This window comes from Candidatus Amarolinea aalborgensis, from assembly GCF_900491745.1.
In the GTDB taxonomy this organism is placed as follows: Bacteria; Chloroflexota; Anaerolineae; order SSC4; family Amarolineaceae; genus Amarolinea; species Amarolinea aalborgensis.
Genome location: NZ_UETR01000033.1, coordinates 1 through 22,666, shown reverse-complemented (window position 1 = coordinate 22,666; position 22,666 = coordinate 1). Strand labels below are relative to the sequence as shown.

At 63.2% G+C, this 22,666-nt stretch carries 16 protein-coding genes; 5 read left to right on the top strand and 11 right to left on the bottom strand.

Features of this window, described 5'->3' with window-relative positions; all coding sequences use genetic code 11:
- Positions 1 to 5: 5 nt before the first annotated feature.
- The 10 genes from aroA to pheA all read right to left on the bottom strand — a co-directional run bounded on the left by aroA (position 6) and on the right by pheA (position 13,375).
- Positions 6 to 1,310, bottom strand: coding sequence for a 3-phosphoshikimate 1-carboxyvinyltransferase (gene aroA, locus ACPQ6D_RS20460; RefSeq protein WP_423226209.1), 1,305 nt, complete (start codon positions 1,308 to 1,310; stop codon positions 6 to 8).
- A gap of 25 nt (positions 1,311 to 1,335) precedes the next feature.
- On the bottom strand, positions 1,336 to 2,085 hold the full coding sequence (locus tag ACPQ6D_RS20455) for an HAD family hydrolase (RefSeq protein WP_423226218.1): 750 nt from the start codon (positions 2,083 to 2,085) through the stop codon (positions 1,336 to 1,338).
- Between the two features lie 96 nt (positions 2,086 to 2,181).
- Positions 2,182 to 3,225 (bottom strand): SpoIID/LytB domain-containing protein, encoded by a 1,044-nt coding sequence (locus tag ACPQ6D_RS20450; protein WP_423226208.1) that lies wholly within the window; start codon positions 3,223 to 3,225, stop codon positions 2,182 to 2,184.
- Between the two features lie 302 nt (positions 3,226 to 3,527).
- Positions 3,528 to 4,913: a hypothetical protein gene (locus ACPQ6D_RS20445; protein WP_423226207.1), complete on the bottom strand. Its 1,386-nt coding sequence runs from the start codon at positions 4,911 to 4,913 to the stop codon at positions 3,528 to 3,530.
- Positions 4,914 to 5,109: 196 nt separating this feature from the next.
- Positions 5,110 to 6,057: a prephenate dehydrogenase gene (locus tag ACPQ6D_RS20440; protein ID WP_423226206.1), complete on the bottom strand. Its 948-nt coding sequence runs from the start codon at positions 6,055 to 6,057 to the stop codon at positions 5,110 to 5,112.
- 23 nt (positions 6,058 to 6,080) lie between these two features.
- Positions 6,081 to 8,417 carry a Kelch repeat-containing protein gene (locus tag ACPQ6D_RS20435; protein WP_423226205.1) on the bottom strand — a complete coding sequence of 779 codons (2,337 nt, stop codon included), beginning with the start codon at positions 8,415 to 8,417 and terminating at the stop codon, positions 6,081 to 6,083.
- 31 nt (positions 8,418 to 8,448) lie between these two features.
- Complete coding sequence (locus ACPQ6D_RS20430; RefSeq protein ID WP_423226204.1) at positions 8,449 to 9,528, bottom strand: hypothetical protein; 1,080 nt, start codon at positions 9,526 to 9,528, stop codon at positions 8,449 to 8,451.
- Between the two features lie 96 nt (positions 9,529 to 9,624).
- Positions 9,625 to 10,638: a 3-deoxy-7-phosphoheptulonate synthase gene (gene aroF / locus ACPQ6D_RS20425; RefSeq protein WP_423226203.1), complete on the bottom strand. Its 1,014-nt coding sequence runs from the start codon at positions 10,636 to 10,638 to the stop codon at positions 9,625 to 9,627.
- 22 nt (positions 10,639 to 10,660) lie between these two features.
- Positions 10,661 to 11,674 carry a 3-deoxy-7-phosphoheptulonate synthase gene (aroF, locus tag ACPQ6D_RS20420; RefSeq protein WP_423226202.1) on the bottom strand — a complete coding sequence of 338 codons (1,014 nt, stop codon included), beginning with the start codon at positions 11,672 to 11,674 and terminating at the stop codon, positions 10,661 to 10,663.
- Positions 11,675 to 11,815: 141 nt separating this feature from the next.
- Positions 11,816 to 13,375, bottom strand: coding sequence for a prephenate dehydratase (pheA, locus tag ACPQ6D_RS20415; protein WP_423226201.1), 1,560 nt, complete (start codon positions 13,373 to 13,375; stop codon positions 11,816 to 11,818).
- A 457-nt stretch (positions 13,376 to 13,832) separates the two neighbouring features.
- Here pheA and ACPQ6D_RS20410 point away from each other — a divergent pair, with 457 nt between their 5' ends.
- The 5 genes from ACPQ6D_RS20410 (at position 13,833) to ACPQ6D_RS20390 (ending at position 19,157) form a co-directional block, all read left to right on the top strand.
- Positions 13,833 to 14,219, top strand: a complete 387-nt coding sequence (locus ACPQ6D_RS20410; protein ID WP_423226200.1) for a nuclear transport factor 2 family protein — start codon at positions 13,833 to 13,835, stop codon at positions 14,217 to 14,219.
- Positions 14,220 to 14,250: 31 nt separating this feature from the next.
- On the top strand, positions 14,251 to 16,992 hold the full coding sequence (locus ACPQ6D_RS20405; RefSeq protein WP_423226199.1) for a winged helix-turn-helix domain-containing protein: 2,742 nt from the start codon (positions 14,251 to 14,253) through the stop codon (positions 16,990 to 16,992).
- 252 nt (positions 16,993 to 17,244) lie between these two features.
- Entirely contained in the window at positions 17,245 to 17,949 is a 705-nt protein-coding gene (locus ACPQ6D_RS20400) for a hypothetical protein (protein WP_423226198.1), read from the top strand.
- A gap of 79 nt (positions 17,950 to 18,028) precedes the next feature.
- A complete protein-coding gene (locus ACPQ6D_RS20395; RefSeq protein WP_423226197.1) occupies positions 18,029 to 18,733 on the top strand; it encodes a DUF4386 domain-containing protein in 705 nt (234 codons plus the stop codon).
- Positions 18,734 to 18,953: 220 nt separating this feature from the next.
- On the top strand, positions 18,954 to 19,157 hold the full coding sequence (locus tag ACPQ6D_RS20390; protein ID WP_423226196.1) for a hypothetical protein: 204 nt from the start codon (positions 18,954 to 18,956) through the stop codon (positions 19,155 to 19,157).
- A gap of 214 nt (positions 19,158 to 19,371) precedes the next feature.
- Here ACPQ6D_RS20390 and ACPQ6D_RS20385 read toward each other — a convergent pair whose 3' ends face one another.
- Positions 19,372 to 22,629: a YCF48-related protein gene (locus ACPQ6D_RS20385; protein WP_423226195.1), complete on the bottom strand. Its 3,258-nt coding sequence runs from the start codon at positions 22,627 to 22,629 to the stop codon at positions 19,372 to 19,374.
- Positions 22,630 to 22,666: the final 37 nt, after the last annotated feature.

Here is a 22,666-nt window from a genome sequence, read left to right as displayed (position 1 = left end):
CTGGCTCATTCGTCAATCACCGCGCCCAGCTTGACGAGCAGGCGCTCGAAGCCAGGAAATGAATCGGCGATGCACTCGGTGTCCATGACGGTGGTTTCGCCGTCGGCCACCAGCCCGGCGACGCACAACGCCATGGCCAGCCGATGGTCGCCGTGCGAGTCAACCACGGCGCCGTGCAACCGCGTGGGGCCTTCGATCAGAAAACCGTCCGCGCGCGCCTCAATCTGCGCGCCCAATTTGCGCAGTTCGGCGACAACCGCGGCAATACGATCGGTCTCCTTGACGCGCAATTCTTCGGCGTTGCGCACGAGCGTGGCGCCAGTGGCTTGCGTCGCGGCCACGGCCAGGATCGGCATCTCATCAATCGCGCGCACCACAACCTCGCCCGCAACCGTGACGCCTTGGAGTGGGCTGGCCAGCGCGGTAATATGCCCAATCGGCTCTCCGCAGACTTCAGCTTCCTCGCTGATGCGCAGGTCCGCGCCCATGCGGCGCAGAATATCGAGCAGGCCGCAGCGCGTCGGGTTGATGGCGACGCTCTCCAGGGTCAGACGCGACTCCGGGGTCAAAACGCCGGCGGTGAGCAGAAACGCAGCCGACGACATATCGGCTGGCACGCGCAAATCGAGCGGCTGCAAGGGAACGGTTGGCGCTTCGCTTGTCACCTTGGCGCCCATGGTGCGCACCGGCGCGCCCATTGCGCGCAACAGGCGCTCGGTGTGATCCCGCAGCGGGCCAGGCTCGATCACGACGGTCAAGTCGTGCGTGAAGAGGCCGGCCAGCAGCACAGCCGATTTGACCTGCGCGCTGGCAACCGGCAGCCGATAGTCAATGCCGCGCAGGCTGCCGCCCTGAATCGCCAACGGGGGGAGTTTGCCTCCGTCGCGCCCCAGCACGGTCGCGCCCATCTTGCGCAGCGGCTCAGCCACGCGCCCCATGGGGCGCCGGCTCAACTGCGGGCCGCCGCTCAACACGGCGAATATGCCCGCGCCCGCGACGAGACCGGCCAGCAGGCGCATGGTCGTGCCGGAGGTGACGCAATCGAGCGGCAGGTAAGGCTCCTGCCAGCCATGCAGTCCTTTGCCGTGAATGATCAACTCATCGGCGCTCACCTCTTCGATCTCGATGCCCACGCGGCGCATACACTCCAGGGTTGCCAGGCAGTCGCCCCCGCGCAAAAAGCCACGCACGCGGCTGTCGCCGGCGGCCAGCGCGCCGAAGAGCACCGCACGGTGGGAAATGGATTTGTCGCCCGGCACACGCACCTGGCCGGTCAGCGGCTGCGATCGTTTTATGGTTAAGCTCGTCATGCGTGCTGTCCTCGTTTCGGTTGTCTCAGGACGGTTCGCGCTGCCAGCGGGCGATGAGCGCCGGCAGTTCGTCAATGACGCCCAGGCGCGCCGCGGCTTGCACGTCGTCGCTCTCCTCGCGGCGGTGGTCCACCTCGATCAGCACTCCGCGCATGCCGGCTGCCTGCGCGCCGCTCACATCCACCAGCAGCCGGTCGCCGACATAGACGGCGGCGCCGGCCGCGACGCCCATGGCGGCCAGGGCTTGCTGGAAGATTTCGGCGCGCGGCTTCATGAAGCCGGCCTGCGATGAGTAAACCCGTACGGGCAGGTATTCCAGCATGCCCGCGCGCCCCAAGTCGGCATCGTGCAGCGTGGGACTCCACCAGGTGTTGGAGATGAGGCCCAAGCGTAAACCCGCCTCGCTAAGCTCGTGCAGGACGCCGCGTGCATCGCCCGCCACCGGCAGCACGAAGCGCTGGATGACGCCGTAGTAGGACCAGAGCGCGCCGGGCCAATGCTCGGTTGTGACGTTGATATCGAGCAGGCTCAGCGCCTGGCGAAAGGTGTCATCTACACAGGCGCCGCGTCCCTGCGCTTCCAGTTGGCGGTTCGTGTCGCGTGCAAACTGGCCGACCGCGCGGGCAAAATCGGGGCCGTCGGGCATCCGGTAGCCGGCGCGGCGCAGGAACCCGTGCATTGCGGCTAACCCTGCCACGTTGGCTTCCAGGAAGGTGGTGTGCGGCTCGATGTAATGCAGCAGAGTGCCGCCCAAGTCGAACAAAACCGCGGTCACGTTCAAGGTTGAATTCTCCTAACGGCACCGAGCTCAGCCGCTGCGACCGAGCGCAGCGGGGGAGCAGTCGGCTGCAGCGAGTGGTTAGGCCGCCTTCTACGGATAGTTCTTCAGCACGAGAGGGATGTACACTTTACACGGCCCATCCACGCAAACGCTTACGTTATAAGTTGGCCAGCCATAATCCCTAAACCAGAAACTGCCCGACGCCGAGGTAACATAAATATCGAAACGGATACTGTAAGCCCCAGACCCCCAGTTGGGAATGTTCTGGATGGTCAGATTCACCGTCGGAGAAGGATCGCCCATAGACGTCCCACACACCGAAGCCGAACCGCTGCCCGCATCTTCCCCATGCCCGGCCTTCGCCCAGCGATACCGCAATTCATAGCTGAAGTTGGGATAGCCGCACGTCCAATCGGAAAGGCCTGTGTTCTGCACTTCCACAGAAATGGGATACGTGCTCCCGTGATACATCATGGGCGGACGGTTGTCCGGCGTGCCCCAGTTGATTTGCAAGGGGTTCCAGCGGTAGGACGGGTTCAGCAAAGCATTGTTGTTGCCTGCGTCGCGGATATGAACGCCAGTGTAGTAGTGTACCAGGATCTGCTCAACCCGCTCCCAACGCACGCTCCAAGCGCCCAGATCCCGATTGATGCTGAAGCTAAGGTTGCCCCGCACCCAACGGCTGGCCCCCTTCTGGCTGATGCCGCGGCCGTGACCATCTTGAACGATGTCCGGATGGGAACTGATGGGGTCATCCACAGCGACCAGATAGGGTTGTCCGCCACTGATCGTGCGGTTGCGGATGTCGGCGAAATACTCGGTGAAGGCGGGCAGGTTGTCATTGGGATAACTGCCGTAGGCGATGTAGTAGCGAGCGGCAACCGCATTGCATACAATTCGTTGGTTGTTGTTGAGGTTGCTACTGGCGCAGGGGTTATCGAGATTGTCCGGGAAGGTGATCGGTGGGAGGGCTTCAAAAGCATAGGGCACAAAGACCTGGAATTGGGTGGAGTTGTTGATGGTGCTCCCCTGGCGGATATGCCAGTAGGCGTAGGAGCGGGCGGCAATAGCCTGCGCCTGGATAGCAGTGGGATGGAAAGCCTCCACGCTGACTTCCTTGGGCACAACATCCATGAGATAGTCGGTCTCGAAGGGTATGGTGACAGGGTTTGTGGCGTAAGGATAAGCACGAGTCTGGCTGCCCTCACATGGGTAACCAGGCTCATTGCAGAAGGCCGTGCACCCCCATCGTGTGTGGCCCGAGGCGCACAGAGTGTATGGTTCTCTACGCGCACCGCTTGCTGTAAGCCAATACATCCAAACACTTATCTGTGAAGGCGGCGAATAAGCCAAAAGTGTTCGAGCTGCCACTTGCCGAACCGAGATACCAAGCACACTGAGAAGTAAAACGAGGATGCCAAGACTCTTTACCGGGTTCATGGCTGTTTCTCCTCAATGCCTTTAGGGTTTACCGAGATGATGCACAGTCTTCCTTCTTCGGGAGTTGGACAGTTGACAGCCAATAGCGACCCAGTAGAATCCCAAGCAAGCTGCATACTCTCTGAGTCGCCTCCAAACTCATGCTCAGGTAAGATTCGCCGGAATTCTCCTGTATCCGCATTTGCAATAAACAGGCCTTCCTTTTGAGAGCCTGCTTCTGTCATGCGAACAACTCCTAAAACAACCAAATGACGGCTATCAAGGGACCAGGCTATATCGGTCACATAGTGTCGTCCTGGCTCAATGTCCGGGCCCGGAGACAACGAGCGGCGCTTTCCCGTTTCTATATCAAGAATGACGAGCTCTGTGCGCCGAAAAGGCATCTGCATACTGTCCGTTGTAATGAAAGCCACATAGTGTCCGTCTGGGCTCCACTGCGCCTGTGGAGGCCAAGGGGGAATCTCCATCGCTTCGGGGTTATAGTCGCCTACATCGAGTTCACACCATTGATTGCTATTAATGTCGAGTAAGAACGTCCAGAACTGAGAATAGAACACCACTTGTGAACCATCGGGACGCCAAGCCATCTGGAAGCGGGACGACCGCTCCCGCATAGCCCACTCTAATCCCGGTTTCAGATAGCGCAACGGGGCAAGGTCCAATGAGGTCGCTTGAACGCTCCGGGTTTCCACATCGTAGCTCTGCAGCCGGTCAGGTTCTGAATGGAGAAAATACCACAGGCGCTTTCCGTCGGGTTCAACTGCCAGTCCTCCTACTACGTCCGAGGTCAGGCGCTCCACCTGTTGGGGCGTCCCATTGCTGATCCACAATTCCGGGCGGTAGCGTATCGGCTGTTCCTCTCCCTTCTCCGCCACAAGGGACAAGTAGGCTAAGGCTTTCAAGGCTGGCAACCAGACCGGTTTGCGGTTGCTCCCTTCACGCTCGGCGTAGATGCTCAACTCACCGGTTTGGACATCAAAAACATCAATGCTTTGACGGTTCGTGCCGGCGACATCACGTGTAATAAGCAATTGTCGGCCATCGGGCAGCCACCCTACGATACCAATGGCTGCCAGATGGGTCAGCGCGATCTTGGGTTCGGAAAACTGGTAAGCTTCTAGGGGGTATGCAGCTTCAACAGGTGCAGGTTGCCCCACAAACGTGCAAGGGAGCACCGGTGTAGTCGGCGGGCCAGCCGATGTAGGTGTCGCTGGCGGTGGATAAGGAGGTTGTGTCGGTGTCTCGATAGGCGACTGAAAGGCCTGAGACGCTGGCTTTACGTCTCTCCGCAGTTCCCCGAAAGTGAGGGCAAGGGCGACAGCCAGCGCTCCCAACGCGAGCAAACCCCACAACACTCCCGTGATACTCAGTAAGCGTTTCATTTTGCACCTCCGTGTTTTTGCTTGGCCATGTTTCTGCCGCATACAGACGACCAGGCGAATGGCGGCCTAACCCGGAAATAGGCCGAATAGGTTCGGCGGTCCGCAGCGCCGGGATTCCTCAACTTGTTGAGTACCTTTCATTCACGGTTGTGCGCCCAAGGGGTGGGCGACTGACATCGCGATGCGCCCCTGCGCGTCATGGGATTTCCCCGGCGGGCGCGTCCAGGGCCGCGCGCCAGGGCTGACGGGCAAAGGCCTGGCGCTGCGCCTGCACCACGTGCAGGGCCTGGTGCAGGGCTGCCTCATCGCCGGCCGCCAACCAGGCGTCCATCTGCTCAAGCTGCGTGCGCAGCGCGGCCAACGCGGCGCGCACCGCCGGGACATTGGTCAGCAGAATGTCGAGCATCATGGCTGGGTCGCTGCCCGCCAGCCGCGAGGTATCGCGAAAGCCGCTGGCCGCGACCTGCCAGACTCGATCGTCCGTGACGCCGACCTGCGCGGCGACTTGAACCAGCGCGGCCGACGCCAGGTAGGGCAAATGGCTGATCGTTGCCGCCAGACGATCGTGACGCGCCGGATCGAGCAGGAGCGGCCGGCCGCCCACGGCGGCAATCAGCGCCAGCCCCGTGGCCAGGCTGCTGGCGCTGCTGCGGGGCAGCGGGCACAGCACGAAGGTCTTGTCCTTGTAAAGCGTTGCGTCGGCCGCTTCGAGTCCTGAGGTTTCTTTGCCGCACATCGGATGCCCACCCAGCACCTGTAGATCGGGAGGCGCCAGAGCCAGCGCCTGGCAGACGCTCTGTTTGGTGCTGCCCAGGTCGAGCAGGAGCGCAGCCGGCTGCATGTGGCGCGTCACCTCAGCGATCTGGCGCAGGAGAGTGCGCACCGGTGTTGCCAGAATGACCAACTCCGCACGCGCCGCGGCGGCCAGGCTCGCGTGCCCCTCGTCAATCGCGCCCATCGCCAGGGCCGTCTCCAGCGTCTGCGCTCGGCGGGCGATCCCGATGATCGCGCCTTGATGCCCAGCGGCTTTGAGCGCCAGCGCCAGGGAGCCGCCCATCAGCCCCAGGCCAACGATCGCCACAGGGCGGCGACGAAAGCAGCTGGCATCCTCAGCCGGGGGCAAGTCGAGAGGTGTTTCAGACATCAAATCGTTCACGATGCCGCTCGTCATCGGGCGACTAGCGGCGCGAAAGTTAGACAGCCGTTGAGCCATTGATTCGTCTGCGTCGTTGCGGTGATCCCGTTCGCCGTCCAACTGGCTGACGCGCCCAGATTGAGCAGGACGAGACTGGTGCAGGCGGGCGTCCATGGCGAATGCTGGCGATTATTTGCGAAAACGCCCCGCATGATGGACGCTGAACGCTGAAGGGGCGTCGCCGTAGGGGTAGGCGTGTCTGTGTCCATCGGCGTGGGCGTGTCGGTGGGCGCCGGGGTGTCCGTCGCCGTTGGGGTCGCGGTGGGGGTGTCGGTCGGCGCCGCCGTGGCAAGCGGCGTGCTCGTGGGCGTCGGCGTCGCGGTTGGGATCAGGGGAGCAGTCGTCGTCGGCGTGGGCGCCGCCACATAGCTCATGATGAACAAGTTGTCCGCGTGAACGCCGCTGCCTGGCGATTGGAAGCGCAGCCAACGATTATTGACGGCAACGCCGCCCGGCCCAGCCAGCGCAGTATTGAACTGCACCTGGTTTGGATCTTGGGGCGCCAGGTAGATGTGATAGTAAGTCCAGGATAGATCGCTTGCTTGCAGGGTGAACAAACCATCCGCGTCCGTGATTGCGTTGGCGAGGAAGGTGTCCAACTGACTGGGGACATTGGATCCCCACAGCTGCACAAAGCCAAAACCGGGTATAGTGGCGCCGTTGGGCTGAATCAAGCGGCCTTTGAACTGCGCGGCGCCGGTCGCGGCGGTCGCCGTAGGCGTTGGTGTGGCGGTGATGATGGCCGTTGCGGTTTCGGTCGGCGTGACGGTGACGGTCGGCGTTATCGTGGGCGTTGCCGTCGGCAGCGGGGTATCCGTGGGCGTTGCCGTCGGCGCGCGGATGCGATAGATCACGCTGCCTGATTGCTGGGCTGCCAACGCAGGCAGCTGCCAACGCACCGTGTCTCCGATCAACTCGCCGCCGCCCAAATCAACGATTTCCCACAGGCCGTCAGGCAGGGCGGGCAGCGTGTTGCTGATGGTCACCTGCTCGATCGGCGCATCACCCACCTGGTAGTCAATCTGGTAGGTGATTTCATCGCCCCACCCGATTGGCCCGCTGATGCTGCCTGTCAGGCGCATCGCCAGGTCAGGATTGGGTGCGATGGTGGCGGTGGGGGTGGTCGTCGCCGTCGCTGTAGCCGTCATCGTGGCCGTTGACGTAGGCGTTGGCGTGGCGGTGCGCGTCGGCGTAGGGGAGAGCGTCGGCGTGCGCGACGCGGTGGCCGTCGGCGTTGGCGTGGCGGTCTGGGTGGGCGTGGGGGTCGGCGGCTGCACGCGCGCCTGGAAAACCGTGGCGCTGGGCGCACTGCCGTTCCAGCCGCCCACCACGTAGATGTCATGACGTTGACTGACGGCTACTGCCATACGTGCGCGGGGCAGGGGGAGCGGAGCGCCGGCGGGCAGGGGCGTCAGGCCAGCGCCCAGGCTGAAGACAAACACCGTGGACTGCACCGCAGCGCTGTTGGCGCCGCCGATGACAAAGAGCCGGCCCTGGTCCACCACGCTGGCGTGGTCCGCGCGGCCTTCCGGCAGCGCTGCGCCCAGGTTTTCCCAACTGCCCAGGCTGCCGTTACTCTGCAGCCTGGCGCGGTAGACCTGAGCCGAGACCGTTGCCGTGGTCGGCCGGCCGCCGCTCACCCAAAGGGCATTGTCCGCCGCCGCCGCGCTCAGCCGGTAGAGCGGCGATGGCAGGGACGGGGCGGCCCGCCATGCCGCCAGGCTGCCATCAGCCTGAATGGCGGCCTGCCAGACCGATGCCAGGGGAGAGCCGAAGTAGCCGCCGCTGACGATGAGTTGATTGCCGACGACGGTTGCGGCATGGGTGACGCGCTGCTGTCCAACTGGCAGGGGCGTCAGCGATTGCCAGGCCGAAACTGTGCCATCGGCGGCGGCTGTTGCCATGTAGACGGTGCGCTCATAGTTTGTGCTGTAGCCGGCCACGACGTACAGCCGATTGCCGCTGGCAGCAGCCGCGTGACTGTAGAGCGCAACCGGCAGCGGCGTGGTCGTTTGCCAGGCGCCGAGCGTGCCGTTGGCGTTGATGCGCGCACGCAGCACCGTGGCCCGAGCCTCGCCCGCGGCCGTGCGGCCGCCAAGCACATACAGCCAGTCGCCAATGACCGCCGCGGCGGTGCTGTCGAGCGCCTCTGGCAGCGCGCTGACAGTTGTCCAGCCGCTGATGTCCGCGGCGGGCGCGGTTGCGGCTGTCGGCCCGGCCCAAGAGAGCAAGACAACGATGGAGAGGGCGCCCAATAAGAGCAGGCCCCAAAAAGAGTGCGGGCGCGCCCGCGGTGCGTCGAGATGCATGATCAATGGAACCTCACGGCGGGTTTTGATCTCAGGGCGGCAAGGTAGGCGCCGGCGTGGGACCGCCGCCTGCCAGTTCGATCTTCAGCTGGCGAGCCGCCGCCTCAGGCCCAATACGCTGATAAGGGTTGAGTCCGACCACAGCCACGGTCCACAAATAGAGACCGCTGCCTCCCTGCTGCACGCCATACGCGCCCGCCAGGTCAATCGTCGCGCTGTTGGTCCGCACCGGCGCCGCGGCCCCGTAGTGGTCGGGCTGATCCGCGCGCCAAATGCGCACCTCGAAACCCTGGTTCGGGGCCAGCGGTGAGCCAGGCCAATCCCAACTGAACGTGACAAGCCCGCTGGCGTCGGTGTTATTGGCCGGCGCGCGCAGGATGGGCGCGGCATCCACGCCGACCGGCGTCGCGGTCGGCTGGCGCGTTGGCGTATCGGTTGGGCGCACGGTTGGCGTGCTGGTTGGGCGCACGGTTGAGGTGGCGGTAGGGCGCACAGTCGGCGTATTCGGCCGCGTTGGCGTCGCCGTCGGCGCAGATGTCGCCGTTGCTGCGACGGTGGTTGTCGGCGTGGCGGCCGTCGCAGCGATGGCCGTCGGCGTGGCCGTGGACGTTGGGGGAATCGTGGGTGTGTTCAGAGAAGTCGGCCCAGGCGTACTCTTCACCGCTTGCAGAACGAACGGCGTCGCGGTCGGCTCAGTCGCCTGTGTGCTCGTTGGCGTGGCCGTGGCGCGCACGGCCGTGGCTGCCACAAGCGGCGTCGCCGATGGGCGAATCTGGGGCCACAGCCAGACTAACGCCACGGCCAGGAGGACAACCGCGATGCCCAGCAGCGCATAGCGCAGCATTCCCGCAGGCACGCGCTTGCCTGGCGCCTCGGCCTCGGCAATGACCGGCGCGCTGGGTGAGCCGATGGCTTGCAGGTAGCGCGGGCACTGCGCGTGCTGTGGGGTGAGGCAGTAAACACCCTGGTGTCCATTCTCGATCCCTGCGCCGCGCCCGGTCGCGAAACAGACGTTTTCATGGGTGGGATAGCCAAAATGAACGGTTCGATCGAAACCGGTGCCGACGTACGGGCAAGGATGTTCCAGGTCAATGGCAGATTCTGTGGTCATGACAGGTTGCATCCCTGCGTGGGTCGTACGATACGTGGTGTATAGTTCATGACGGCCATTTTACCACAACAAACGCAAAACGCCTTCTTGGCGCGCCTACAGTGTGCGCCCAACTGCGGCTGCAACCGCCTTCAATTCCTGCACCAGCTGGGCGAATTTCTCCGGTTTCAGGCTCTGCGCGCCATCCGAGAGGGCGTCGGCCGGGTGCGGATGCACTTCGATCATCAAGCCATCCGCGCCGGCCGCGACGCACGCCTTGGCCGTGGCCGCGACCAAATCCCATTTGCCCGTCGCGTGACTGGGATCGCCGATCACCGGCAGATGGCTGAGCTGCTTGAGCACCGGGATGGCGTTGATGTCGAGCGTGTTACGTGTGTAGCGTTCGAAGGTGCGAATGCCGCGCTCGCACAGCATCACCTGGTAATTGCCATTGCTCAGCACATATTCGGCCGACATCAGCCATTCCTCAATCGTGGACATCATGCCGCGCTTCAGAAACACGGGGCGATTGCTGCGCCCCACGGCGTGCAGCAGCGCGTAGTTTTGCATGTTGCGCGCGCCGATCTGCAGAATGTCGCTGTATTCGGCCACCAGGGGAACTTGCTCCGGCGCCATCACTTCCGTGACGATGGGCAAGCCGGTCTGTGCACGCGCCTCCGCCAGGATCTTTAGCCCCTCTTCGCCCATGCCCTGGAAGCTGTAGGGCGAGCTGCGCGGCTTGAACGCGCCGCCGCGCAGAATATGCGCGCCCGCCTCTTTGACGGCCCAGGCGGTTTCTAGCAGCTGCGCCTGGCTTTCAACGGAACAAGGCCCGGCCATCAGAACGATCTGCGGCCCGCCGATTTTGACGCCGTTGACGTCAATCACCGTGTCCGCGGGGTGAAATTCACGGCCGGCCAGCTTGAACGGCTGCAGGATGCGCACCGTCTTTTCCACGCCTTCCATCATATCGAACTGCTCGCGCTCGACGATCGGCTTCTCGCCCACAACGCCGATTACGGTGCGCGCTTCGCCCTGGCTCAGGTGCACCTTGTAACCCATGCGCTCGACGCGTCCGACCACCGTGCGAATATCGGCCTCCGAGGCCCCCGGTTTCATGACAATGATCATGCTTGCCTCCCTTCTTTAGCTTCTATAGCTCGCGATCCATGGCCGCGGCGATGCGCTTCAGCTCCTGCATCAATTGCGCGAACTTCTCCGGCTTGAGGCTTTGTGCGCCGTCCGACAAGGCCGTTTCAGGGGCCGGGTGGACTTCCAGGATGAGACCATCCGCGCCGGCCGCGATGGCTGCCCGCGCCATAGGAATCACCAGTTCCGATTTGCCGGTGGCGTGACTGGGGTCGGCGATGACCGGCAGATGGCTGAGCTGCTTGAGCACCGGCACCGCGTTGAGATCGAACGTGTTGCGCGTGTAGGTCTCGAAGGTGCGGATGCCGCGCTCGCACAGCATCACGCGGTAGTTGCCGTTGCTCAGGATGTATTCGGCCGACATGAGCAGTTCCTCGATCGTGGACATCAGCCCGCGCTTGAGCAGCACCGGGCGTTGGATTCTGCCCACCGCGTGCAGCAAGCCGTAGTTCTGCATGTTGCGCGCGCCGATCTGCAGAATATCCGCGTATTCGGCCACCATGGACACCGCTTCTGGCGTCATCACCTCGGTGACGATGTACAACCCGGTCTGCTCACGCGCTTCGGCCAGGTACTCCAGGCCCTTGAGGCCCAAGCCCTGGAAGCTGTAGGGTGAGCTGCGCGGCTTGAACGCGCCGCCGCGCAGGATGGTAGCGCCGGCTTCCTTCACCGCCCAGGCCGTTTCCAGCACCTGGCTGCGGCTTTCCACCGAACATGGCCCGGCCATGATCGTCAGCTTCTTGCCGCCGATCTTAACGCCGTTGAGGGCAATCACGGTATCTTCCGGCTTCGAAGTGCGGCTGGCGAGCTTGAAGGGGTGCATGACCACCATCGTCCGTTCGACGCCGGGCATTACCTCGAAGATTTCTTTGTCAACCTTGCGTTCGTTGCCCACGATGGCTACCACCGTGTGCTCTTCGCCGTAGATGGGATGCGGCATCAGGCCCAACTCCTGCACCCTGGCAATCACCGCCCCAATTTCTCCGGCCGTTGCTCCTGGTTTCATGACGACGATCATAAGTTCCCCCCATGGAAGTACAAAATACAAAGTGCAAAGTGCAGACTAGAGATCAGAGATTAGAGATCAGGTATGTGGAAAAACGGATGATGTGTGGATGAGAGTTTCCGCTCTCCGGTCTCTGGTCTCCGCTCTCTGATCTCAGATCTGCAGCACGGCGTCCTGCGCCATTTCGCCCATTTCTGGCATGCGGGCCGCGGGGTAGGAGCCGAGCAGCTTGACGAACGCGGCGCGAGCCAACACGGCCACCAGGGCTTCCTGACAGGCAGGCTGGCGCCAATCGCCCTCGAAGTCAAGATAAAAAACGTAGTGCCACGGGCGATTGCGCCGCGGCCGGCTTTCCAGCTTTGCCAGGTTGATGCCGCGGCTGGCAAATTCACCCAGGCAGCCGTGCAGCGCGCCCGGCGTGTGCGGCGTTGCAAAGACGAGCGAGGTCTTGAACGGCTCACCATTCGCCGGCGGGGCTGAAATCGCGGCGCCGCGCTGCGCGACGACGAAGAAGCGCGTGAAATTCCACAGCAGGTCTTCGATGCCTTCTTCCAGCACCGCCAGCCCGTAGGTGCGCGCAGCCAGCGCGCTGGCAATCACCGCCACGCCTGGTTCTGGATTCTGCGCCAGCTCCTTGGCGCTGCCGGCCGTGTCGTACCAGGGAATGGCGCGCCAGCCGTGTTGGTTCAAGTAACGCTCGCACTGCGCCAACGCCTGGGGATGCGAGCGCACCTGCTGAATGTCGGCCACGCCGGTGCCGGGCAAGGCCAGCAGATTGTGGCGCACGCGCAGCAGAATCTCGCCCACGACCGTCAAATCGCGCTCCAGCAGCAGGTCGTAGGTCTTGTTGATCGAGCCGGCCACCGAGTTCTCCACCGGCGCCACGCCAAAATCCGCGCCGCCCTTGTCCACCAGGGCAAAGATCTCCTCGAAGGTGTGGCAGGGCAGTGTTTGCACCGGTTCGTTGAAATGCTGACGGGCGGCCTGCTCGGAATACGCCCCATGCTCGCCCTGGAAAGCCACGCGGAAGCCGGTCGGCGCCGTCTGGTTTGCACCTGACGGGGCCGCGGCGATGGCGGGCGCAGGCGCTTGATCGCTGCCTGGCGCGTGACCGTTGTCTGTCCCCATCGGCAATGCCTCCCTTTGATTGACATAAGATGCGATTCCTGTTGTCCGCGCCTCGGTTGCTGGCGCCGGATCCGGGCCGCTGGTCGCCTCTTCCAGGCTCAGCCGCGCCGGCGCAGCGAGCGGTAGCCGTGCTTGATTTTGCGTCTGGCGTCGCTCGCGCCAGTTCTGCATTTGGCGCTCGATCCAGTCGTTGAGACTGTCCCAGTCCACAGGCGGCAGGGCAGCCTTGTCAGGGCGCAGATGGCGCGCGCCGCGCACATAGACATGGTGCAGATCGGTCGCGGGGCGGTCGGTGTTCCAGAAGACCAGCACACGGATGCACATACCCAACGCGCCGGGCACCGCCATCTCATGCCCGCACATCAGCGCTGCGTCCAGCCAGCCCAACTGGCGTGCAGCAAAGGCTGGGAACTCGCTGTTGACATCGGTGGTGGTGGTAAACAGCGCCGCGGCCACCTCATCCGGCCGCATGCCATTCAGCCGGATCATCAGCGCCAGCATTTCTCGCGTGCGGCGCAGCACCTCTTCGCGGGTGTTGCCATCCACGGTCGTGGCGCCGCGCACCCCTCGGCAGACAATGGTCATGTGCTTAACTCCCTGAGGCCGTTGCTTGGCGGGCAAAAAAGAAGCGTGGGCTTGTGCGCCACGCTTCTCGGCCTTCCTGGTCGGTTGGGTTTGAACGTCCTTGTCATCACCCGGATGCGTGGGCACTCGTTCGTTGGCGCAGATAGGCGCCATAAAAATAGGCAAAATAAAACCCACGCCAGCTAAACGAGCGTGGGTTGGGCAGACGCACAAAGACCGCCGCTGCGCACGGCGCCGCGGTGTGGCTGGACGGTTGATTAGAAGCCAGCGAACGTGCGATTCTGCTCATGATTGTGCCTGCATAACGCATTGGGTCAAGACTGTGGGCATGTTAGCATAGCCGGGGTGAATTGTCAAAGATGGCGGGAAAGGGCCGCACCTGCGCGGCTCTCCTCCTGTTTGGCATGGCCGGTCTCGGTTGCTCACAACTGAACACATGTGGTACAATCTCACTGCTATGTCAGAGCAATCGGTAGAGTCCGTGGTGCGCGAATTCTGGCGCCTGATGGCGACCAACGACTTCCATGCGGTCAAGTCGGTTCTTGCGCCGGAGTTTATCATGGAGTGGCCGCAGTCCAAGGAGCGCATTCGCGGCCCTGAGCGCTTCTGCCAAATGAATGCTGAGTACCCAACGACCTCGCGCTGGGAGTTCCGCGTCAATCAGCTTGTCGCGAGCGGCGAGTCTGTTGTCACTCAAGTCAGCCTCACCGACGGAACGCAATCCGCTGAGCCGGTTTCCTTCTTCACGGTGCGCGCCTGCAAGATCACCAGGCTGGTCGAGTACTGGCCCGAGCCGTTCGCCCCCGCTGAGAACAGGCGCCATCTGGTGGAGCTCATGACTTGAGCCAAAGCCCTCGTTCATCTCAATCATATCTATGCCCACACCAATTCTTGCCACTAAACTCTACATCCCGCCGCCGCGACCAAGCGCTGTCCTGCGCCCCCGTCTGACAGAGCGGCTGAACGAGGGGCTGCATCGCAAACTGACCCTCATCTCTGCCCCGGCTGGCTATGGCAAAAGCTCGCTGATCAGTGAATGGATCGAGGGAATGGGGCGACCGACCGCCTGGCTGTCGCTCGACGAAGGGGACAACGATCCCGTGCGCTTCCTGACCTACCTCGTGGCTGCTTTACAAACGCTTGCGGCCACTGTAGGTGACGCAGCGCTGTCTATTCTTCAATCATCGCAGCCGCCGCCTATCGAAGCGACCCTGACGGCGCTGCTCAATGAGATTACCGCTTTACCGGATCATTTCCTTCTCGTCCTCGATGACTACCACGTAGTTGACGCCAAACCGGTGGACCTGGCCCTCACTTTTCTGATCGAGAATCTGCCGCCGCAGATGCGCCTGGTCATCGCCACGCGCGAAGATCCTCCCCTGCCCCTGGCCCGGCTGCGCGCCCGCGGGCAGCTTACCGAACTGCGCGCCGCCGACTTGCGTTTTACTCCCTCGGAAGCCGCCGAATTCCTCAACCAGGTGATGGGCCTTCGTCTTGCGGAGGCGGACATCGCTGCGCTGGAAGATCGCACCGAAGGCTGGATTGCCGGCCTGCAGCTCGCCGCGCTTTCCATGCAGGGACGCCCTGACGTGTCCGGCTTCATCCAGGCCTTTGCGGGAGACCACCGGTACATCGTGGACTACCTGGTCGAAGAAGTCTTGCGGCGCCAACCCGAACCTGTCCGCAGCTTCATCCTCCAGACCGCCATCCTCGACCAGCTGACCGGCTCGCTGTGCGATGCCGTCACCGGCCAGCAGGAAGGCAAGGCGCGCTTGGAAGCCCTGGAGCGGGGCAACTTCTTTCTCATTCCGCTGGATGATCAGCGCCGCTGGTATCGCTATCACCATCTTTTTGCCGATGTGCTTCAGATGCACTTGATGACGGAGCACCCCGAACTGGCGCCGATTTTGCACCGGCGGGCGAGTGCGTGGTATGAGCAGAATGGTTCGGCCGCCGATGCCATCCGCCACGCGCTGGCCGCTGGCGATTTCGCGCGCGCGTCGGCCCTGATCGAACGCGCCGTGCCGGCCATGGCTCGAAGCCGGCAGACGGGCGCGCTGCTTGGCTGGCTCAAGTCGCTTCCCAACGAGCTGCTGCGCGCCAGGCCCGTTCTCAGCGTGGTGTATGCCCATCTAGTCCTGGATCGCGGCGAGGTCAACGGCGTCGAGGATCGCTTGCAGGATGCCGAATGGTGGCTGGATACGACACCAGACAGCCGCGCGCGGCCGGGCGCCCCCGCGGCCGCGATGGTCGTTGTAGACGATGAGGCATTTCGTCGTCTTCCGGGCGCCATTGCCGTGGCCCGCGCTGGACTGTCCCTGGCGCGGGGCGATGTAACCGATACCATCATATATGCCCGACGCGTGCTCGAGGTCTTGCCTGGGGATGACCATGTCAACCGCGGAGGAGTTGCGGGATTCCTGGGGCTTGCAGCCTGGACGAATGGGGATTTAGAGGAGGCGCACCGGGCTTTTGCGGAGGGCATGGCGCACTTGCAGGCGGCCGGGAACAGCTCTGATGCCATCGAGGGCGCAATCACCCTGGCGGATATACGAATGGCGCAAGGTCGTCCGCGCGAGGCCATGCGCACCTACGAGCAGGCATTACAGCTTGCGACCGCGCAGAGTGCGATTGTGCTGCGGGGCACGGCAGACATCTACATGGGCATGAGCGAACTCCACTATGAGTGTAATGATCTGCGCGCGGCGGCGCAATGCTTGTTGAGAAGTAAGGAACTGGGCGAGCACACCTGGTTCCCGAAGAACCGGTATCGTTGGCCTGTTGCCATGGCTCGTATGCGGGAGGCCCAGGGCGATCTGGATGGCGCGCTCCACCTCCTCCAGGAGGCAGAACGTCTGGTTGTGAGCTCCTTTTCCCCGAATGTGCGCCCTGTCGCGGCGTGGAAAGCACGGGCGTGGGTGGCGCAGGGAAGACTGGATGAAGCTCTGGGCTGGGCGCGTGAACAGGGTTTGTCTGCTGAGGATGAACCCAGCTATCTGCACGAGTTCGAGCACATCACCCTCGCCAGGATCCTTTTGGCGCGCACCAAGAGCGACCGCTCAGGCCGCTCGATTCAGGAAGCGACCGCGTGGCTCGACCGCCTCCTGACAGCCGCGCAACGGGGCAGGAGGATGGGAAGCGTGATCGAAATCCTGGTCTTGCAGGCGCTGGCTCACCAGGCGCAGGGCGGCCTTGCCCCGGCGCTCGTCGCACTGGAACGCGCCCTGACGCTGGCGGAGCCGGAAGGCTACGTCCGCCTGTTCCTGGATGAAGGCCCACCCCTGACGCAGCTGCTGCGCAAAGCTGCCGAGCGCGGAATCATGCCAGGCTATACCGGCAGCCTGCTGGCGGCATTTGAAGCCGAGCCGCGCCGGCGCGTCGGCGAATCTCATCTACCCAGCACGCCTGCGTCGCCGCCCTTGATCGAGCCGCTCAGCCAGCGCGAGCTGGAAGTTCTCCGATTATTGAAAACCGACCTGTCGGGACCCGAAATCGCCCGTGAACTCATGATCGGCTTGAGCACGGTCCGCACCCATACGAAGAGCATCTACAGCAAACTCAACGTCAATGATCGCCGGGCGGCTGTCAAACGGGCAGTCGAACTGAATTTGGTCTAGTCGCGCCACAGCACGGCCCGAAATAACGCTTTCCTCTATCCTGCCAGGTGCAAGAACCTTCATGGCTTGCCCGGCAGGATTTTTGTTTCCCAGGCATTCCCTGCCAATATCCCCACATCAATCCCCACTTGTGGGGATGACCGCTCCCCACATTCATTTGTACACTGTGTTCAGTTGAAGCCGAACAGGCAGTTGTGCCGGGCGTCAAACCGTGACACGTAACCGTATGATTCAGCAGAAGGAGACAGACAGATGAACCTCAGTCAGGAAGTCAATCTTGCGAACACCAATCGCCGGACCGCACCCATGGCGGGTAAAATGAAGATCACAACCCCGAGCCTTATTCGTTGGGCAGGATTATCCGCCATGGTGGCAGGGACCATTTTCGCGGCCATTCAGCCCATTCATCCACCGGACGTGCTTGCGTCGGTCACTACCAGCGCATTCATCATCATCACTTCCTTCAAGACAGTCATGTGCCTCTTTGGCCTGTTCGGCATTGCTGGGCTCTACGCCAGGCAGGTGGAGCAGACCGGATGGTTGGGGCTGGCTGGTTATCTCCTGCTGACTATCTTCTATGCCGTCCAAATGTGCTATGCATTCGCCGAACCCACCATCCTGCCGCTGTTGGCGCCTGTGGCGCCGACGTTCGTGGAGAGCGTCATGGGGATGGCTAGTAAGGCCGGCGGCTCGATGAATCTCGGAGCCTTCGCCGTGATCTTCAACATCCTACCCGTGCTTTATTTGCTCGGCCTCCTGCTGTTTGGCATCGCGACCTTCCGCGCCCACATCCTCCCGCGCTGGGCGGCTGTCCTGCTTGCCTCATCAGGGCCTTTGGCGATCATCATGTCGCAGCTTCCTCACCAGATCGCGCGCTTTGCGGCGGTGCCAATGGGAATCGCTCTGGCTTGGTTGGGGTATGCTCTCTGGTCTGAACGGCGCAAGCAAGTCTCTTGACCCGGGAGCCGAAAACGGAGAAAGATACCTTATGAACACCAACAGCAAGACTTCAGTCCGTGGAGAAGGCCAACGTGCGATGACATCATCAAGAAAAACCGCGTTAGCAGCGGGCATACTCTACCTGCTTACCTTTGTCTCGATGCCGATCGGCTTTCTCTACCGTGCTGTCCTGAGCGACCCCAACTACCTTGTTGGCCCTGGCACGGATACGGCTGTCACCATCGGCGCCATCCTGGAGATCATCGTAGCCCTGGCCGGCATCGGCACCGCGGCGGCGCTGTATCCAGTGCTCAAGCGGCAGAATGAAGGGGTCGCGCTGGGCTTCATCGGCTCCCGAGTCCTGGAAGCCAGCACAATTTTCGCCGATGTCGTCTGTCTGCTGGCTGTTGTTACCTTGCGGCGGGCTGGGGTCGGAGCAGACGCGTTGGTCACTGGCAAGGCCCTGGTCATCTTATATGGCTTGTTCCGCCTCGGCCAAAATCTCATGCCGGCCGTGAACGACCTGCTGCTTGGCTCCCTGCTCTATCAGTCGCGCCTGACGCCGCGTGTTCTTCCCCTGCTTGGAATCATCGGAGCGCCCTTGCTCATCGCGAACACCATGGTCGTGATGTTCGGCGTCACCAGCGGGCCGCTCTATCTGCTGACGGGGATCGGCGTGCTCCCGATTGCGCTCTTTGAGTTATCGCTGGGCGTCTGGCTCACGGTCAAGGGATTCAACTCATCTGCAATCGCTTCCCTGTTTGCAAGAACAGCAGCGAACCAGCTGCCTGACCCCGCATAAAGGTGGATACGGATGGCAGAGAAGCCTGAGTGCTCTCTCTGCCATCCACGCCGATTGCACCTGAGAAAGGAAAATCCCAAAATGAGAGCAATTGCAGCAACTAAACACGGAGCGCCCGAAGTCCTTCAACTCCAAGAGGTTGAAAAACCGACGCCCAAAGGCCATGAACTACGGAATCATGTCGCACAAACGCAGCCCAGAAAGTGATGGAGGCCAGCCAATGGTCTACCAAATCAGGGTCAACGGGCATCTGAGTTCCCAGTGGCAGGATTGGTTTGAAGGATTGACCATCACGCTGGAAGAGGATGGCGATTCACTCCTGACCGGCCCCGTGGTTGATCAGGCCGCGCTCTACGGCTTGCTGAGGAAAGTGCGCGATTTGGGCCTGCGCCTGGTCTCGATCAGCTACATGAAGCCCGAATAGACGGATGACCCGACTATCATGCCATCGCTGGCAACAATTCAGCCGTATCAAGCTGCACCTGGCGGCGGCGCAGTCCTCCGACATAGCGTTCAGACAAGGCTGGCGCCGACCGACACGAAGATCGGTCGGCGCCAGTTTGGGGTTACTTGACGATTACCAGAAACCAGTAGTGACGTCTAGGGACGGCAGGCGCCGCGCCAGCATCGGCAAGGCGTTACTTGACGATTACTGGAAACCAGTAGCTGCGCGACGGCGGCGTAGCGGTCGGTGTGATGGTTGCCGTAGCCGTCGGCGTCGCCGTGGGTGAGGGCGTTACGGTCGGCGTCGCCGTTGGCGTCTCCGTCGGGGTGATGGTCGCCGTAGGGCTGGGCGTCGGCGACGGCGTCGGCGTGCTGGTTGGCGAGGGCGTGGCCGTCGGCGTCGGTGTGCGTGTGGGCGTATTGGTCGGCGTTGGGGTGTTCGTTGGCGTGGGGGTCGGGGTGGGCGGCGGCGGCACTTCGTACTTGATAATCGCGCCATTGGCGCCCACGGCCCAACCAGTCGCGGCGTCTACCATGTCAATCCACAGCAGATGATCGCTGACCGGGCTGCTCTGCGCACTCCAGAGCGCGCCGCCATTATTGGTGAAGCGGATCGCGCCGTCATTGCCCACCGCCCAGCCGAAGTTGGCGTCGGCGAAGGAGGTGTTGTTCAGATCGGCCGCCGTGCCGCTCGCCTGGACGACCCAGCTGTCGCCGGCGTTGGTCGTGTGCATGATCTTGCCGCTGCTGCCCACGATCCAGCCGACGTAGGCATCCTTGAAGTCAACGCCGAACAGGTCGCCGTTGCTGCCGGGGTAGCGGCGAATCCAGCTCGCGCCGCCGTCGGCGCTGGTGACGAACGAGTCGTACAGGGTGACGCCGTAGACGGCCGTGTGCGTGCCGTAGCTCAGGTCGCGAATGTTGATCGCCATGCTGGCCTGGGAGAACTGCCAGGTGACCCCACCGTCGCTGGTGCGGAAGACGAAGCCCTCCTTGCCCACGGTCATGGCGTGGTTGTTGTCATACCCTTCGACCACCCACAGGAAACCGGTGTGAATGTTGCCGTTGCCATCCCTGACGAACTGACGCGTCCAACTGACGCCGCCGTCCGTAGTGCGCAGCAGCGCGCCGTAGCGGCCAGCCACCCAACCGGTCTGATCGTTCTCCGGGAACTTGACGCCCCGCAGCCAGGCCGGCGGTAGACCTGGATCCAACTGCCGCGCAGGGCTGGGCACGTAGCTCCAGGTCGCGCCTCCGTCGGTGGTCTTGACGATAGCGCCTTCCTCGCCCACGACGTAGGCATGATTGGCGTCCACAGCATCCACGCCCTTGAACTCGGCGACGCCGAACGGCGCGGCAATCGCCATGGCCGCCGCGCCCTGTTTGTGCAAGATGAAATGCCCTACGCCCGCCGTCCACACGTCGTCATCGGTTGGCGCGGTCAGAGCCAGGATGGTCGTGCTCACCCCGGACTCGACGGCGGTCCAGGTTTGGCCGCCGTTGGTCGTGCGGCGCACGCGCCCCTCGGTGCCCCCGATCCAGCCGATCTGCGGCGATGAGAAGGCCACAGCCTTGAGGTCAAAATCAGTCAGCGTCAGCAAGCTCCAACTGCCGCCGCCGTTGGTGGTGCGCAGCGCGAGGCCGCCGTTGCCAACCACCCAGCCGTTTTGCGCATCGGTGAAGGTCACGCGATTGAGCGTGGCCCAGGCCATCGCCGGATTGCTCTGCGTGGCCCAGGCCGCGCCGCCGTTGCTGGTGGCAATGACGACGCCCTGCGCGCCGACGGCCCACGCGCGCTGACCATCCAATGCGGCCAGTCCTTGCAGCGCCGTACTGACCGGGCTGGTTTGCACTGTCCAGGTCGTTCCCCCATTGCTGGTGCGCAGGATTGTCCCGTTTTCACCCGCCGCCCAGCCTGTGCTGAGATCGGTCATCACCAGGTCTTTGAGTCGTTGGGTCGTCGGTGTGGTCTGCCTGGTCCAGGTTTGACCGCCGTTGCTGCTGCGCCAGATGCTGCCGTTGGCGCCGGCCGCCCAACCGTTGCTGGCGTCCACGAAATCCACCGCCTCCACGTCGTCGGCCGGCGTCATCTGCCCAAAAGCCCAGGTTTGCCCGTTGACCGTGCGTACGACCTGGCCGCCGCTGCCGACCGCCCAGCCGGTCTGCGCATTGATGAACTCGATGTCGTTCAAATTGGTCAGATCGCTGCCGCGCCACTGCGTGCGCCAGCTGCCCTGCGGTGGGGTGGGCGTTGATGTTGGGGTGTTGGTGGGCGTCGGGGTGATGGTCGGCGTTTGGCTTGGCGTGGGGCTGGGGCCGGCCGTGGGCGTATCGGTCGCCGTGGCCGTCGGGCCGCTGGTCGGGGTCTCGGTCACGGTGCCTGATGGCGATGGCGTGGGCGTGTTGCCGGCTGGCCCACCGTAGGTCAGAATCTTGCCGTCGTGCGTCACGGCCCAGCCGTGGGCCGCATCCACGAAATCCACTTCCCAAACGAAACCGGTGTCCGGCATGGCTTCGCGCGTCCAGGAGGCGCCGCCGTTGCCGGTGTGGTAGATGCGGCCGTTGCGGTCATCACGACCGCCGACCGCCCAACCTTCGGAGGCATTCAGCATCTCGATGTCGTAAAAATTGGTGTAATAGAGATCGTCGGGAAAGACGCCGCTCAGTTGGGTCGTCCACCCAATGCCCGCGTTGTTGGTGTAGTAGATGCTGCCGTGCTGACCCGCCATCCAACCCGTGTTGACATCCAGGAAGCTCATGCCCAGCAGGTCGTGCGCCGGGGCAAAGCGCCGCGACCAGGTGATGCCCTGGTCATAGGAGTAGACCAGGCTGGCGCCGTTGCCCGCGCCATAACAAGTGGAGCCGAAGCACTGAAACTCCCAGACCACCACACTGCCGCCGGGGAAGAACTGGCTCCAGTAGCGGCCGCCGTCAGCCGAACGGAACGACTTGCCATCGGTGCCGCCGGCCAACACAATCTGATCGGTCGCGTAGTAGACGGCGTAGAGATAGCCGCCGTAATCAGGAGAAACGCCGCGCACGGCCCAGGTCTGGCCGCCGTCCGTCGTGCGGCTGGCCTGGCCGGTGGTGCCGACGATGATGCAGCGCAGCGCGTCGAGGCAGTCAATGCCGCCCTGCCAGCCGCTGATGACATCGGGCAACGCCAGGCGCGTCCAATCCACGCCGCCGTTGGTGGTCTTGAGCACATAGGGGTTGCCGTTGTAGCCCCAGTCCGGCCCGCCCACGGCGTAACCGACCTGGGTGTTGATCATTTTCAGGCTGCGCAGGGTGATGCCGGGCGGGGCCCAGTATTGAATCTGCCAGCCCGTGGCCGGCGCGGCCTGAAGGCCGGGCGGCGCCGCTTGCAGTGCACGGGTCGGCAGGCCGCTGACCCCGAAGAGCAGGGCCAGCGCGAGGATGAGCGCCGGTGTGAGAAGGTGACGTTGGTTCATGCGGTGATGCTGGTCCTTTGTGCGAATGTTGAATGGT